Here is a 16318-nt window from a genome sequence, read left to right on the forward strand (position 1 = left end):
GGGTTTTGTAGTAAATCTTACAAATAAAGCAAATTACTAAACTTTTTACAAGAAAGGGTGTAGAATGGGTATCTAAAGAAAGAAGGTGTGAAAATGGCCAGCTGGAAACGAAATTTAATGATTTGTTGGCTAGGTTGTTTTACCACTGCAGCCGGTATGAGTTTAGTAATTCCTTTTTTATCTTTTTATATTGAGGAATTAGGTGTGACGGGCACTTCTAGTATTGCACAGTGGTCGGGACTTGCATTTGGTGTAACATTTTTAATGGGTGCGATCGTATCACCAATATGGGGAAAGCTTGGTGATATACATGGACGGAAATTGATGCTAATTCGTGCGAGCCTTGGTATGGCGATTATTATGACGCTAATGGGGTTTGTAACGGATGTGTATCAGCTAGTCGCACTAAGATTTTTGATGGGAGCAGTATCTGGTTTCCTTTCAACAGCGATGACATTTATTGCAGCAGAAACTCCGAAAGAGCATTCAGGTTGGGCAATTTCTACAATTTCAACTGGTGGCGTGAGCGGTTCATTACTTGGTCCATTACTTGGAGGTTATTTATCTGAGTTAATTGGAATGCGTCATGTTTTTCTTGTTACAGGAGCTTTTTTATTCCTTTCCTTTCTCATCGTTTTTTTCTTTCTACATGAAGAAAATCACTCTGCTCAAGCAAAAAAAGTACAAACGAAAAAAGTATGGACGATGGTTCCAGCTAAGCATTTAATTATTAGTTTGTTTGTAACAACATTTATTATTCAACTTGCTAATATGTCTGTTCAGCCAATTGTTACATTGTACGTGAAAAATTTAGTTGGTCCTCAAACAGCGCATATTGAAACAATTGCAGGCGCCGTTATGTCAGCGACAGGATTAGCTGTTATTTTGGCAGCACCAAGATTAGGACGATTATCAGATCATATCGGTCCTCAAAAAACGTTAGTTGTAGCGTTGTTTGCTGCAGGAATTATTTTTATCCCGCAAGCATTTGTAACCTCAGCTTGGCAACTATTAATTCTTCGATTTTTATTAGGTATCGCACAAGCAGGATTATTACCTTCCGTACAAACTCTACTAAAACAACATACACCAACTCATGTAACGGGACGAATATTTGGGTATAATCAATCGTTTCAGTTTTTAGGAAATATGATTGGACCAGTACTTGGTGGACAAATTGCAGCACATGCAGGCTTCCAATATGTTTTCTTCTCTACATCATCACTATTATTTATTGCGTGCATTTGGGTTTATTTTCATAATAAGAACGAAGAGGTATCAGAGAAACGACATTTGGAAGTTAGTTAACTAGGTGAATGAAAAAGAAAAGGATGAAGCAATGATTACTTCATCCTTTTTATTTAAAATTGGAGGCAAAGATAACTTAACGTACCAAGCTCGTAACTGCGGTGAATGACTTCACCACTATTTTCACCACTTCCCATAGCGATAAATAAAGGAACAAAATGCTCTGCTCTTGGTACAGCTAATTGAGCATGAGGGGCATTTTTCTCCCAATGAAATAATGCATCTTTATCGTTAGTCTGCATATGTTTTATAATCCAATCATCAAATTCAATTGCCCATTGTTCGGGTGTACTTTGATTCCATTTCAGTGCTCGTAAGTTATGAACGGTAACACCGCTACCAATTACTAAAATATCTTCTTGTCCAAGTCCTTTTAATGCTTCTCCAACCTTAAATTGCTCTTTTGCAGGAAGGAATGGATTGACTGATATTTGTACGACAGGAATATTTGCTTCTGGATACATACGGTGCAATAGTGTCCATGAGCCATGATCTAAACCTCTCGTCATATTATGATGAACTGGAATACCTTTGTTTTTAAACTTTGTTTCTAACATGGATGCAATGCTAGAAGAACCTTTTGCACGATACTTAATTTCGTATAACTCTGGAGGAAAACCTCCAAAATCATAAATTGTTTCATATTCGTTATCTGATGAGGAAATCGTTAGTACTTCGCTTTCCCAGTGAGCAGTGAAAATAACAATTGCTTTCGGTTTATATGTTTCTCCAAGCGTTTTTAAAAACCTTGTATATTCTGTATCTTGAATAGCGAGCATCGGTGAGCCGTGTGCTAAAAATAATGATGGCATCATAATAGAAACCTCCTAAAAATATAATAATTACTTTATGTAAGTAACTATATAATTTTATCTATAGTTCGTCAACATATTAAATTAAGAGCTAATTAGAAAAGTGAGTCATTTGTCATAATGAAGGCAATTGCATATAATACATAATAAGAATAATGAATGGATATTCATTTTTTGAGATACATAATAGAGTTGGGAGCTGACGAAATGAACGTACAGGAAAGTTTCGTTACGGCAATGGATGGATCGGAAATTTATTTACGTAAGTGGTTACCAGAAGGTGAACCGAAAGGGATTATTCAAATTGCACATGGTATGACAGAACATGCAGGTGTTTATACAGACTTTATTGATGCGTTATTAGAAGCGGGATATGGTGTTTATGCGCATGATCATAAAGGTCATGGGAAAACGGTGAAGAGAGAAGAAGATTATGGTCATTTTAAACCCAATGTAGGTTGGAATGAGGCTGTATCTGATGTTATCTTTGTATCTGAAACGATAAGAAAAGAGCAGACATGCCCGTTATTTTTACTTGGACATAGTATGGGTTCTTTTTTATCAAGGCGTGCTGTACAATTGAAGGGTGAATTGTATGATGGATTTCTTATTTCAGGAACTGGTGGAAATCCAGGGCTTTTAGGAAGTATCGGTCATAAAGTAGCGACAATTGAGATGAAATTACGCGGGGAAAAAACGAAAAGTCCGATGCTAAACTTTTTATCTTTCGGAAACTTCAATTCACACTTTAAACCAAATCGTACAAAATTTGATTGGTTATCTTCAGATAATAATCAAGTAGATAAATATATTGCGGATCCATTATGTGGATTCATTTGTACGACTAGTTTTTATCGAGAATTATTTTCTGGTGTATTAGAAGTAAATAAACTAGAAGAGTTCAAGAAAACACCGCAAAACCTTCCAATACATATTTTTTCAGGAGATCGTGATCCTGTGGGGGATATGGGGAAAGGTGTAAAGGAAGTATATGAGAATTATAAAAAATGTGGCGTGAAAGATGTAACACTGCGTTTATATGAAAATGGAAGACATGAAATGTTCCATGAAGTAAATCGAGATGAAGTATTTCAAGATTTGATTTCGTGGTTAGAAGAACATAATAAATGAGAATGAAAGCTAAGTCCAGACTGTTTATAGTTTGGACTTTTTGTTTGTAGGTGTTGCAAGTATTTACTGATGTAGTGTTCATATCATTTTTACATATTTGAAGGTAGGTTATATTCTATATAATTAAATAGATAGAAAGCCTTGTGCAAATGAGGAGATAAATGTATAAAATTAATAATCAAACTTTTTATAAAGCAACAGAGGCCAATCATAATAGTAGTATAATAGTGAATGAGGTGTTAATAGAATGGAAGATAAAACATTAGGTTTACTATTAGATGTTGTTGGGGAATTATTTTCAGATGAAATTTCAATTGCTGTATCGAATACGAAAGAATATATATACTATCGGCCAAGTAAACGAATTGATTTAAAGATTAGTGTCGGTGATCCTATAAAGGAAGGAACGATTGCTCATAAAGCAATGGTGACAAACCAAAAAACCTCTGAGTTTATGAATCGGGATGTTTTTGGTATTCCTTATCATGGTATGGCCGTACCATTCTCAAACAATGGAAAGCTTGAAGGTTGCGTGACAGCCATTTATCCAGCTTTAACGGACGGAAAATCAGTCGTTACTTTAAAAACAACGGACGGCTGGATTCCGGTTCCTTTTTCAAAAGTCATGTATTTAGAGGCGAAAGATAAAAAGACGTATGTAAATGCAGAAGAGTTAACAGGGACACATAAATACTCGTTACAAGAATTCGAATACTTACTTCCGAAAGATTCATTTATTAGATGCCACCGTTCCTTTATTGTAAATGTGAATCATATTCAAGCGATTTATCCTGATACGCATTCTACTTTTTTACTTTCTATGGATAATGGAGAGAGGGTTCCAGTTAGTCAATCATACGCTAGTTATTTTCGTAAACTTCTAGGATTCTAAATTATTCTGCTTTAGAGACTAGATTCGCTGTTTTGTCTGAATTTTTGCCATTGTATACTGAAATCCCTATTTAGATACTGTTAAAGTGTAAAATAATTATGAATATTCATAGGGAGAGGGATTACATATGGAGAATAATTTGGATAGAATTAGGGATGAACGTCTGAAAGATCGCGTAGTTACACCTGAAGAAGCAGCTTCATGGATTGAAAGTGGAATGACTTTAGGCTTAAGTGGGTTTACACGTGCAGGTGATGTAAAAGCAGTCCCATTTGCGCTTGTAAACCGAGTTAAGAATGATACATCTTTTAAAGTAAATGTTTATACTGGTGCCTCTTTAGGTTCTGATGTAGATAAATTATTTGCGGAAGCAGGAATTTTAGGGAAAAGATTGCCTTTCCAAGCTGATGCGACTATGCGAAAAGGAATTAATAACGGAGATTTTTTATTTGTGGACCAGCACTTATCTCATACATCAGAGTTACTTCGCGCTGACGTTATGGATGTAGATTTTGCTATTTTGGAAGCGGTTGCGATTACTGAAGATGGCATGATTATTCCAACAACTTCAATAGGAAATTCTTTAGCGTTTTCTTTAAATGCTAAGTCCATTATTATTGAAATGAATATGGCTCAATCCACGCAGTTAGAAGGACTGCATGATTTATATGAACCAGGTAAACAAGGAGAAAGACTTCCAATTCCGATTGTGAAAACGGATGATCGAATTGGAACGATTGGCATTCCAATCGATGTTGAAAAGGTGAAAGGGATTGTGTTTACGAACCAATTAGACTCACCTTCGACAATTGTTCCTCCGGATGAAGAAACTGTTATTATGGCACAGCATTTAATAGAGTTCCTTCGAAAAGAAGTCGAAGTAGGCCGATTAACAAATCGTTTAGCACCGTTACAATCAGGAATTGGCTCAGTGGCTAATGCTGTTCTTCATGGAATGTTAGATTCGGAGTTTGAAGATTTAGAAGTGTATTCTGAAGTTTTACAAGATGCGGTCTTTGATCTTATGGATGCTGGAAAAGTCAATTTTGCTTCATGCTGTTCAATCACACTCTCTGAGGAGAAAATGCAAAAAGTATTTTCCAATTTTGAAAAATATCGTGACAAATTAATGATGCGCCCGCAAGAGATTTCTAATCATCCTGAAATCATTCGTCGCCTCGGATTAATCTCGATTAATACTGCTTTAGAATTAGATATATACGGAAATGTGAACTCTACTCACGTTTTAGGCACAAAAATGATGAATGGTATCGGTGGTTCTGGTGATTTTGCGAGAAATGCTCGCCTAGCTATCTTTGTTACGAAATCGATTGCGAAAGGTGGCAACATTTCAAGTATCGTTCCTTTTGTTTCACATGTGGACCATACGGAACACGATGTAGATGTTATCGTCACTGAACAAGGGTATGTTGATCTAAGAGGACTGGCCCCAAGAGAAAGAGTGGAATTAATTATCGAGAATTGCGCACATCCAATGTATCGTGATCAGCTAAGAGCTTATTACGAAGAAGCTAAAACGAGAGGTGGACAAACTCCTCATGTTTTAGAAAAAGCTTTTTCTTGGCATACGAATTATGCTAAAAATGGAACAATGCTTGAAGCGGTAGTAGAAACTGTATAGGTGTGTATCGTTAGAAATAGTAAAACGAAAGATTGAGTTTGAAAAAAATTTTAGAAGAAGAAAACGCCAACTTTCAAAGATGGCGTTTTTTTCTTTAAATACATTGCTACAGGCCGTACTGATTATAATAAAGATTTATGAAAATAAGAGGGTTTTTTAATTACTTTTCGAATCATTTTAATAGTTTACATATCGAAGGTGAGGAGAAAGAATCATGAAGATAAGAGAAGCGTTATTAAGTGAAGCAAATGAATTAAGTGAACTCGCACTACAATCAAAAGCGACGTGGGATTATAGTGAAGAATTCATAATTGCCTGTAAGGAAGATTTAACTATTACAGAAGAGTATATAAATAATAATTTTGTATATGTTTTTGAAAACGATAATACGAAGATTGGATTTTTCTCATTTTTACGTAATGATAAAGCTCTCGATTTCCTGTACATTCATCCTCGTTACAAAGGGAAAGGCTACGGGAAAATAATTTGGAAGTATGTAATAGAAAAAGCAAATGAACTAGGCTTAAAAAGTTTTACGATTGATAGTGATCCGAATGCAAAAGGATATTACTTGAAAATGGGCGCACAGTTAATCGGAGAGACACCATCAACGGTCTTTAAGGATCGTTTACTGCCTCTTTTGAAATATGATGTGTAAAACTATTAATAGTAGGGGAAGATTAGAGTGGATGATGTAAAGGAAAAAAGAATATATGAAGCATTAATAAGATCGTGGTCGATTGAAACAAGTTCAAAGTGGACGACTGAGAATCCAGCAAAGGGACAGTGTGGTGTAACGGCTTTGGTCGTTCAAGACATATACGGAGGAGAGATTAAAAAGACAAAAGTAAGAGAGGCGTGGCACTTTTATAACTTTATAGATGGACAGAGGTTTGATTTTACAGAGGCTCAATTTAATGAAAAACTGAATTATATGGATATAGAATCAAATCGAGAAGAAGCATTTGCAGATACAAATGAAAAACAATATTGCATGTTGAAGAAAAAGATAACGAAAGAATTGAAATTATCTTTTGACTCTTAATCTTTAATAAGTTACTATAATGGTGGTAACTTATTAAAGGGATCTTCATAGAGTTGAAAGGGGAAATACTTTTGAAAACAACTTATGTAAACGCTACAATCGTAACGATGAATGAACAAAATGAAGTGATAGAAAATGGATATATCATTGTAGAAAATGCTCAAATTATAGATGTGAAGAGCGGAGAATTCGCTAATGATTTTGAAGTAGATGAAGTAATTGACATGAAAGGAAAATGGGTTTTACCAGGGCTTGTCAATACACATACACACGTTGTAATGAGTCTCTTAAGAGGTATTGGTGATGATATGTTATTACAGCCGTGGCTTGAGACAAGAATTTGGCCACTTGAAAGTCAATTTACTCCAGAACTTGCGGTTGCTAGTACGGAATTAGGATTACTTGAAATGGTGAAAAGTGGTACAACATCTTTCTCTGATATGTTTAATCCAATTGGAGTAGATCAAGATGCAATTATGGAAACGGTATCAAGGAGCGGGATGCGAGCTGCTGTTTCAAGAACTTTATTTAGCTTCGGAACGAAAGAGGATGAAAAGAAAGCAATTGAAGAAGCTGAGAAATATGTGAAGCGTTACTATAACGAAAGTGGTATGTTAACTACGATGGTTGCACCGCATAGTCCATATACATGCAGTACAGAACTGTTAGAAGAGTGTGCACGTATTGCAGTAGAAAATCAAACGATGGTTCATATTCACCTTTCCGAAACAGAGCGTGAAGTACGTGATATTGAAGCGCAGTACGGAAAACGTCCAGTAGAATATGCGGCAAGTTGCGGATTGTTTAAACGACCAACAGTGATTGCACACGGTGTAGTATTAGATGACAATGAGCGTGCATTTTTAGCGGAACATGACGTTCGAGTAGCTCATAATCCGAATAGTAATTTAAAACTAGGGTCTGGTATAGCGAATGTAAAAGCGATGTTAGAAGCAGGAATGAAAGTAGGAATTGCAACAGATAGTGTTGCATCTAACAATAATTTAGATATGTTTGAAGAAATGCGCATAGCGACTTTACTACAAAAAGGTATTCACCAAGATGCAACAGCGTTACCGGTTGAAACAGCTCTTACACTTGCAACTAAAGGAGCGGCTGAAGTAATCGGCATGAAACAAACAGGATCACTTGAGGTTGGAAAGTGCGCTGATTTCATTACAATTGATCCGTCTAATAAGCCTCATTTACAACCAGCAGATGAAGTATTATCGCATCTTGTATATGCTGCTAGTGGAAAAGATATAAGCGATGTAATTATTAACGGAAAACGTGTCGTTTGGAATGGCGAATGTAAAACGTTAGATGAAGAGCGTATTATATTTGAAGCAAGTCGATATAAACGAGGTTTGCAAAGATAGGTAATTGAAAAAGCTATCCTTTTTAAAAAGGATAGCTTTTTTTCTTGAACGAATAAATATTCAAAAGAATGTCGCATCTTTCTGTTCATATTTCTGCTATAATATATAACGCTTTATAATATTTTATATTTAAGGAGAACAACTCATGAAGCGAAAAAAGAGCCATTTAATGGTAATGGCACTTGTTACATCCTTATTATTAACAGCTTGTAATAATAAGGAAAATAAAAGTGATAAAGAGGCAAAAAAACAAGTATTAAATGTAACAGTATCAGAAGAAATTCCTTCTCTTGATACAGCGAAAACGATGGATGGTACGTCAGCGCACGTTATGCAGAACATATTTGAAGGGTTGTATGTATTAGATGATCAAGATCAGCCGATTCCAGCAGTAGCAAAATCGTTTAAAAGAAGTGAAGATGGTAAAAAATATACATTTGATTTGCGTAAAGATGCAAAATGGTCAAATGGAGACAGTGTGACAGCAAATGATTTTATGTTTGCATGGAAACGTGCAATTAATCCTGAAACAGCGTCTCAATATGCGTATATGCTTTTTTACGTGAAAAATGCAAAAGAGATAAATAAGGGAACAGTGCCTCTTGCTGAACTTGGGGTTAAAGTTATAAATGATTATAAATTGGAAGTGGAACTTGAACAGCCAATCCCGTATTTTTTACAGTTGTTAGCGCTACCTATTTACTTACCACAGCATGAATCATTTTTGAAAGAACAAGGAAAGAATTATGCATTGGAACCTAGTAATCTCATATATAATGGGCCATTTGTATTAGAGAAATGGAAGCATGAACAAGAGTTTCAATTAAAGAAAAATGATACATATTGGGATGAAAAGAAAGTGAAGTTAGACGAAATAAACTTTCATATTGTAAAAGACACAATGACGGCTGTTAATTTATACGAAGCTGGTAATTTAGATAGGGTACCTATTAATTCTCAATTTGTAGACAAGTATAAAGGGAATAAGGAATTACATATGTCGAGTGATTCTGGAATTGCTATGCTACGTTTTAATGAAAAAAATAATGCATTAGCAAATAAAAAGGTACGTCAATCTATTTCATTAGCGTTAAATAAAGAGGACTTCGTTGCTCACTTTATTAATAACGGGGCAAAACCTGCCAGTGGAATGGTACCAGTTGGTCATGTAAATAAAGAGACTGGTAAGGATTTTAGAAAAGAAAACGGAAATCTTTCTTCATATGATTTGCAAAATGCGAAAAAGATTTGGGAAGAAGCGAAAAAAGAGCTTGGAGTAGACCAAGTAAACTTCGAGTTTTTAACATTTGAACAAGATAATGCAAAACGTATGGCAGAATATATAAAAGGTGATTTAGAAAAGAATTTACATGGATTAACGATACAAATTAAACAACAGCCATTTAAGCAAAAATTACAGTTAGAACAAACAGGTGATTACGATATAACTATGGCAAATTGGGGACCTGACTATAAAGACCCAATTAGTTATTTAGAGCTATTTACGACGGGTAATCAGAATAATAAAATGAATTACTCTAATTCTCGTTTCGATGAATTAATAAAGAAAGCGAAAACTGATTTTGTACTAGAACCAGAGAAGCGATGGGGAGCATTGCTAGAAGCTGAGCAGGTATTATTAGAAGATGCAGCTGTAGCACCGCTGTATCATATTGGTTCAGCATATGTACAAAAGGATTACGTAAAGGGAATTGAAAAGCATCAATTTGGTGGTGTTTATACTTATAAGAATGCTTATATCGCTAATGAATAAATACAAAAAACCTTACTTTTTAGAAGTAAGGTTTTTTACACATGAATTCTATTAAACCGATTTTAATAAAGCGTAAAAATTCGTATCATATGGGATATCATCTTGATACATATAATTTTTTAGAACGCCTTCTTTTTTAAAGCCTAATTTTAATAGTACTTTATTGGAAGCTTCATTTTCAAGAAATACAATTGCCCCGATCCGTTTTAAATGAATCGTATGGAAACCGTATGATATAACCTCAGAAACAGCTTCAGTCGCATATCCTTTTCCCCAGTGTTCAGGCAAAAAGGCATAACTTATATTGGCTCGTTTATGCTCAGAAGACCAATCGTGAAAACCAATGGTACCGATGAGTTCTTTCTTGTCTTTTAATTCGATTCCCCATTTTATACCGCTTCTTGCATTGTAACTCAACTTAAAGTTATGAATGATTTGTTTAACTTGATCAATATCTTGTAACGGTTTTTGGCCATAATAGCGCAGTACGTCAGTATTAGAGAAGCATTGTAGTATACCCGGTGCATCTTCTTCAGTAAGTTCTCGTAAAATGAGTCGATCAGTTTTCAAAATAGGAAACATGCTTTCACTCCATTTCTTTTGAAACTAGAATGTGTTGTTATTATATAATCTAGTCTGAAAATAAAGATTATTCAAGGGGGAGTATGGTTTTAATTTATGATAAAATGGATTGTGGAATATATTTCAAAAAGAGGTTTGTATATGGAGAAAAATTCAATTTTAATTGTAGATGACGATCAAGATATTATTCGATTTATGAACGTGAATTTAATGCAAGAAGGTTTTAAAGTTTTTAGTGCTCATAACGGAGAAGAGGCTTTAGAAATTATAAATAATAATAGCATTCAACTTGCTATTTTGGATATTATGATGCCACAAATGGATGGGATAGAATTGTGTAGACGGATTAGAGAGAAACATAGTTTACCAATTATATTTTTAAGCGCCAAATCATCGGATGTAGATAAAGTTATTGGATTTAGTACGGGAGCAGATGATTATATTGTGAAGCCGTTCAGTACAATTGAATTTATCGCAAGAGTGAAAGCCCAATTAAGAAGGTATACATATTTCAATCAAAATGCTGTCCAAGTAATAGAAAAGAAAATAAACATTAGAGGTTTAGAAATAGATGAAGTGTCGAGAACAGTAATGTTATATGGAGAAACAATCAATCTTACAAAAACGGAATATGAAATTTTGTACTTAATGGCAGCTGCAAAGAATCGTGTATTTACTATTGAAGAAATATATGAGAGCGTTTGGAAAGAAAGGGCTTATGAAAGCAATAATACAGTAATGGTTCATATCGCAAGATTAAGAAATAAAATTGAAGAGAATCCAAAAGAACCGAAGTTTATTCAAAATGTTTGGGGAGTCGGATATAAAATTGAAGATTAAATCATTACAAGGCATTAGAGCTAAGTTTTTTATCGCATTCATATGTAGCATCTTGTTAGCGACTGTAAGTATAATAGTGTTTCAAATTTTGGTTGGAAATATATATAGTCAGGTTAATGTTTTAGAGGGAAAATATTCATTTTTATATTTTATAGTTTTTTTGATTTTTACTACAACATACTTTGCATTCATGACAAAAACGCTGATGAAAAGGTTGTCTCAAATTAACAAGAACGTGAAAGAAATAAGTGAAGGCAATTTTGAAATACATATACCTATTTCGAAAAGCGATGAGATTGGTGAACTAGCGGCAAATGTTAATAGAATGGCGAAAAGCTTAAAAGAGTCTATCGAGAATGAAAAAAAATCACAGGAAATGAAAAATGAAATGATTAGTAATATTTCTCATGATTTACGAACGCCAGTAACATCTTTAATCGGTTATGCAGATCTGTTAGGAAATAAACTTCATTCGAATGGAGAAGAATGTGAACAGTATGTAAGTATATTAAAGCGAAAAAGTTATGAATTAAAAAATCAAGTAGATGATTTATTAGAATACTGTCAAATAAATTATAGAGAGATTGAATTACATAAAGATGAAGTAGATATGAAAGCATTAATTGAACAAATCATGATTGACTTTGTACCACAATTAGATGATGCTAATATGAGCTTTTATATTAAAAGTGATGAAGTGCTGCATGTAGAAGTTGATGTAGCACTTATAGTGAGACTATTTGAAAATGTAATAGGTAATAGTATTATGTATGGAAAAGATGGAAAGGAAATTGCAATTGAAATTTCCAATAAAACAATGAATGTTGAAGTAGAAATTAAAAATTTTGGACAATGTATTCCGGAAGAGGACCTTCCTTACGTTTTTGAGAAATTTTATCGTAGTGAAAAATCACGTAGTTCTTATACTGGTGGGAAAGGAATGGGGCTTGCAATTTCAAAAAGTATAGCCGAGCTCCATCAAGGGGATCTAACTGTACGTAGTAACGATAAAGAAACAGTTTTCACTGTGAAATTACCGCAGTATAAAAAAGTAAGAAAGTCGTAAGTATTTCTTTTATATGTCGTAATTTTTACTTTGTATCATTGAGAAAAAGGATATGAGAGTAGGGATGCGACATGTGGAAGAAATTTTTATTAGTGATTATAGTTTCTTTTTTAATTATAAGTTGGATCTTAGTTTATGTAGCTAATGGTGTTACATCAGTTTTTGTTTGGTGGAGTATTCAGGCTTTTAGTTTTATTTCAGTTTTCCTCTTGGTAGGATCAGTAATAATATTTTTTTGGAAAGGCATTTTTAGAAAGCGGATAGATAGAACGCTATTTTTAATCATTCTGTTTTCTATCATTGGAGCTTGGCCTGTCGGTTGGTTTGCTAATATAGGTAGAATTGCTTACCCAGCAGATATACAATCTATGAGTCCTAAAGCAGTAGTTCGTTTTCCTTTGAATGAACGAGCATTAATAGGCTGGGGTGGTGATTGGTTAGAAATGAACTATCACGTTATAAAACCGAATGAACGATGGGCATATGATATTCTCATTCCACCTGCTGAAGTGAAAAGTAGTAAGTTAGAGGATTACGGTATATATGGAGCGAAAGTAAGGGCACCAGCTTCTGGGACGGTTGTATCAATCAATAATGATGAAAAAGATTTAATTCCCGGATTGGATGATTTTCAGTCAATGGCAGGGAATTACATATATTTACGGATAGATGAAACAGAGACATTTTTGATTCTTGCCCACTTAAAGAAAGGGTCCATTAAAGTTAGAGAAGGACAACGTGTAAATGAAGGAGAATTTCTTGCTCAAGTCGGTAACTCAGGAAGTTCAAGTGAGCCGCATTTACATATTCATCATCAAAGGCAAGATCCGTCCAAGGTAAGTATGTTTTTTGCGGAAGGATTGCCACTTTACTTTCGAACTGAAAATGGTGTCATGATGCCAGAAAGAGGGACATACATAAGTGGTAACTAGAAGAAAATCATTTCATTCAAAAAAGGTATTCCAAATTAAAATTGGAATACCCTTTTTTCATTACCCTACAAATGTTTGATACAGTAAGAAAATATTTAAAATGATAACAAGTATAGCAATGATCCAAGCGATAAAGGTGGTTATGCGGTGATTAACGAGTGCACCCATAATTTTTTTACTACTTGTAAACATAATAAGTGGTACTAATGCAAAGGCAATACCGAATGATAAGACGACTTGGCTCATGACTAGAGCGTAAGTTGGATTTACACCTAAAGCGATAATAACTAATGGTGGAATCATTGTAATAAAGCGGCGTAAGTATAACGGAATATGCATTCGAATGAAACCTTGCATAATAATATCACCTGACATTGTACCGACAGAAGAGCTAGATAGTCCTGCTGATAAGAGACCAATTCCAAATAAAGCAGCTGATACAGGACCGACTAAGTTACTAAACTGGTTAAAAGCAACATCAAGATCTTCAACATGCAAGCCGTTTTTAAAGAATAGTGCAGCAGCAACAATTAACATACTTGCATTAATTGCTCCAGCGATAATCATTGCGATAATGATATCAATAAACTCGAAGCGGAAAATCTTTTTCTTTTGTTCATCATTTGTTCCGACTACGCGGCGTTGTGTTAAGGCGGAATGTAAATAGATTGCGTGCGGCATAACTGTCGCACCTAAAATTCCAGCTGCAAGTAATATACTGTCTACGCCTTGGAATTTTGGAATGAAAAGTCCTGAAAGTAGAGGACTTAATTCCGGTTTTGCATAAAAGACTTGTACACCAAAAGCGATAACAACAATAAAAATCATCCCTGTTATAATCGCTTCTAATGGACGAAAGCCTCTGCGTTGAAATTCAAGAATAATAAATGATCCAGCAGCTGTAATTAAAGCTGCGGGTAACATCGGAATCCCAAATAATAAATACAATCCGAGTGCGGCTCCAATAAATTCAGCTAAATCAGTCGCCATAATAACGAGTTCACCTTGTATCCATAAACCGATGGAAACAGGTTTTGGGAAGTTTTCTCGAGCGATCTCAGGAAGGTTTCTGCCCGTAGCGATTCCTAATTTAGCGGATAAAGTTTGGATTAATACAGCCATTAAATTAGAAGCAAGAATTACCCAGAGTAATAAATATCCATATTGTGATCCAGCGGCAATATTTGTCGCGAAATTGCCAGGATCAATATAAGCGACTGAAGCGATGAAAGCAGGACCTAAGAATGGTAATAGCCTTTTTAAGCCTTTCGTTTGTCCGCTTAATGCTAAATGCGCTGATTGAACAGTTGTACTTTGAGAAGGGACATGTTCATCTTTTGATATATCTTTATTCATAGTCGTTTTCCCCTTTGAAATGTTAACTTGATGAAATTATTGTAAGTATTCTTATTCTTTATTTCAATACATTTAAATGTACTAGGTTACATTTTTATTTGAACACAAATGTTTCCTTAGTGCAAATTATATGCCTTTATACAATGAATGGTGTGGTGTTATTAAAAATTGGGAGTTTATGGTGTGATGAGGCGGGGAAACATAATGAATTAAAGGGCTGTTTTTGAAATTTATGTGAACATAAAGCCGATAATACAGCATATTAATTGATGGAATTGCATTTGTATGATATATAATATATTGGGATTACAACATAACCACAGTGTTTTGGTGTGTAATCTTGTTTTTTATTTTTGTTAACTGATAGAAAATAGTATAAAGAGAAGGAAATGGGATTCATTTTCTTATTATATATGTTTTGATATGGACGTTAACTTATACATGATTTTAAAAATTAGATAGGTGGTAGAAATACATTGGCAACTACAAAACCATACAGAGTATTACTATATTACATGTACACAACAATTGAAAACCCAGAAGAATTCGCGGCAGAGCATTTAGAATTTTGTAATTCACTTGAGTTAAAAGGAAGAATCCTTGTAGCTAAAGAAGGTATTAACGGAACTTGTTCTGGTACTGTAGAGCAAACAGAGAAATACATGGAAGCAATGAACAACGATCCACGTTTTGACGGTATCGTATTTAAAATAGATGAAGCTGATGGTCATGCATTCAAGAAAATGCATGTGCGTCCTCGTCCAGAGTTAGTTACACTTCGTCTAGAAGATGACATTAACCCACACGAAATAACTGGGAAGTATTTAGAGCCAAAAGATTTTTATGAAGCAATGAAACAAGAAGATACAGTTATCATTGATGCACGAAATGATTATGAGTTTGATTTAGGTCACTTTAAAGGTGCGATTAAACCTGATATCGAATCATTCCGTGAATTACCAGATTGGATTCGAGAAAATAAAGAAGTACTTGAAGGTAAAAAGATTTTAACTTATTGTACAGGTGGAATTCGTTGCGAGAAGTTTTCTGGTTGGTTAGTTCGTGAAGGCTATGAAGATGTAAGTCAGCTTCACGGCGGTATTGTAACGTACGGAAAAGACCCAGAAGTACAAGGTGAGCTTTGGGATGGACAATGTTACGTGTTCGATGAGCGTATCGCTGTACCAGTAAATCAAAAAGAACATGTTATCGTTGGTAAAGACCACTTTACAGGTGAACCTTGTGAGCGCTATGTAAACTGTGCAAATCCAGAATGTAACAAGAAAATTTTATGTTCTGAAGAAAACGAAGCGAAATATTTACGTGCATGTTCTCACGAATGCCGTGTAAGCCCACGTAACCGCTACGTAATACAACATGAATTAACAGAAGAACAAGTAGCTGCTGCATTAGAGCAAATCGAAGCAGGGAAGTAAGCTATAATAGTTTAAAAAAGTACTTCAAACTAAAATTTGGAGTACTTTTTTACGTGTGTTTTTTGTCGGTTTTTGTCGGTAAGTCGATATATCTTAAAAATCGCTGATATATTTCGAGTTGCG

15 protein-coding genes are annotated in these 16318 nt (G+C 34.6%); 12 read left to right on the forward strand and 3 right to left on the reverse strand.

What is annotated here, in order from left to right; all coding sequences use genetic code 11:
* Positions 1-93: 93 nt before the first annotated feature.
* Positions 94-1308 (forward strand): multidrug efflux MFS transporter, encoded by a 1215-nt coding sequence (locus MR147_RS01695; RefSeq protein ID WP_002194988.1) that lies wholly within the window; start codon positions 94-96, stop codon positions 1306-1308.
* A 53-nt stretch (positions 1309-1361) separates the two neighbouring features.
* Here the strand turns inward: MR147_RS01695 and MR147_RS01700 are convergent, their stop codons facing one another.
* Positions 1362-2123, reverse strand: coding sequence for a DODA-type extradiol aromatic ring-opening family dioxygenase (locus tag MR147_RS01700; RefSeq protein WP_074608426.1), 762 nt, complete (start codon positions 2121-2123; stop codon positions 1362-1364).
* 204 nt (positions 2124-2327) lie between these two features.
* On the opposite strand from MR147_RS01700, the gene MR147_RS01705 reads away from it, so the two are divergent.
* From MR147_RS01705 to MR147_RS01735, 7 genes are all read left to right on the forward strand, one after another.
* Positions 2328-3251 carry an alpha/beta hydrolase gene (locus tag MR147_RS01705; RefSeq protein WP_074608427.1) on the forward strand — a complete coding sequence of 308 codons (924 nt, stop codon included), beginning with the start codon at positions 2328-2330 and terminating at the stop codon, positions 3249-3251.
* Positions 3252-3498: 247 nt separating this feature from the next.
* The gene (locus tag MR147_RS01710; protein ID WP_000389714.1) at positions 3499-4143 is read left to right on the forward strand and encodes a LytTR family DNA-binding domain-containing protein; all 645 of its coding nucleotides are present in this window, start codon (positions 3499-3501) and stop codon (positions 4141-4143) included.
* A 127-nt stretch (positions 4144-4270) separates the two neighbouring features.
* Positions 4271-5785 carry an acetyl-CoA hydrolase/transferase family protein gene (locus MR147_RS01715; protein ID WP_000429782.1) on the forward strand — a complete coding sequence of 505 codons (1515 nt, stop codon included), beginning with the start codon at positions 4271-4273 and terminating at the stop codon, positions 5783-5785.
* 214 nt (positions 5786-5999) lie between these two features.
* A complete protein-coding gene (locus tag MR147_RS01720; protein WP_000701903.1) occupies positions 6000-6443 on the forward strand; it encodes a GNAT family N-acetyltransferase in 444 nt (147 codons plus the stop codon).
* A gap of 27 nt (positions 6444-6470) precedes the next feature.
* Complete coding sequence (locus tag MR147_RS01725) at positions 6471-6830, forward strand: YunG family protein (protein ID WP_000342916.1); 360 nt, start codon at positions 6471-6473, stop codon at positions 6828-6830.
* Between the two features lie 53 nt (positions 6831-6883).
* The gene (locus tag MR147_RS01730) at positions 6884-8209 is read left to right on the forward strand and encodes a bifunctional S-methyl-5'-thioadenosine deaminase/S-adenosylhomocysteine deaminase (protein ID WP_139302809.1); all 1326 of its coding nucleotides are present in this window, start codon (positions 6884-6886) and stop codon (positions 8207-8209) included.
* 145 nt (positions 8210-8354) lie between these two features.
* Positions 8355-9983, forward strand: a complete 1629-nt coding sequence (locus tag MR147_RS01735) for a peptide ABC transporter substrate-binding protein (protein ID WP_074608431.1) — start codon at positions 8355-8357, stop codon at positions 9981-9983.
* A gap of 51 nt (positions 9984-10034) precedes the next feature.
* Here the strand turns inward: MR147_RS01735 and MR147_RS01740 are convergent, their stop codons facing one another.
* A complete protein-coding gene (locus MR147_RS01740) occupies positions 10035-10565 on the reverse strand; it encodes a GNAT family N-acetyltransferase (RefSeq protein ID WP_029440879.1) in 531 nt (176 codons plus the stop codon).
* 141 nt (positions 10566-10706) lie between these two features.
* Here MR147_RS01740 and MR147_RS01745 point away from each other — a divergent pair, with 141 nt between their 5' ends.
* The 3 genes from MR147_RS01745 (at position 10707) to MR147_RS01755 (ending at position 13403) form a co-directional block, all read left to right on the forward strand.
* The gene (locus tag MR147_RS01745; RefSeq protein WP_074608440.1) at positions 10707-11405 is read left to right on the forward strand and encodes a response regulator transcription factor; all 699 of its coding nucleotides are present in this window, start codon (positions 10707-10709) and stop codon (positions 11403-11405) included.
* Positions 11371-12471 carry a sensor histidine kinase gene (locus MR147_RS01750; RefSeq protein ID WP_242303566.1) on the forward strand — a complete coding sequence of 367 codons (1101 nt, stop codon included), beginning with the start codon at positions 11371-11373 and terminating at the stop codon, positions 12469-12471. Before MR147_RS01745 ends, MR147_RS01750 begins: the two co-directional genes overlap by 35 nt.
* A gap of 71 nt (positions 12472-12542) precedes the next feature.
* Positions 12543-13403 (forward strand): M23 family metallopeptidase, encoded by an 861-nt coding sequence (locus MR147_RS01755; protein WP_074608434.1) that lies wholly within the window; start codon positions 12543-12545, stop codon positions 13401-13403.
* A 60-nt stretch (positions 13404-13463) separates the two neighbouring features.
* On the opposite strand, the gene MR147_RS01760 is transcribed toward MR147_RS01755, so the two are convergent.
* Complete coding sequence (locus tag MR147_RS01760; protein ID WP_070805763.1) at positions 13464-14759, reverse strand: Nramp family divalent metal transporter; 1296 nt, start codon at positions 14757-14759, stop codon at positions 13464-13466.
* Positions 14760-15235: 476 nt separating this feature from the next.
* Here MR147_RS01760 and trhO point away from each other — a divergent pair, with 476 nt between their 5' ends.
* Complete coding sequence (gene trhO / locus MR147_RS01765; RefSeq protein WP_000246230.1) at positions 15236-16195, forward strand: oxygen-dependent tRNA uridine(34) hydroxylase TrhO; 960 nt, start codon at positions 15236-15238, stop codon at positions 16193-16195.
* The last annotated feature ends 123 nt before the right edge of the window (positions 16196-16318 follow it).

It is taken from the genome of Bacillus cereus group sp. BfR-BA-01350, from assembly GCF_022663775.1.
Classification (GTDB): domain Bacteria; phylum Bacillota; class Bacilli; order Bacillales; family Bacillaceae_G; genus Bacillus_A; species Bacillus_A paranthracis.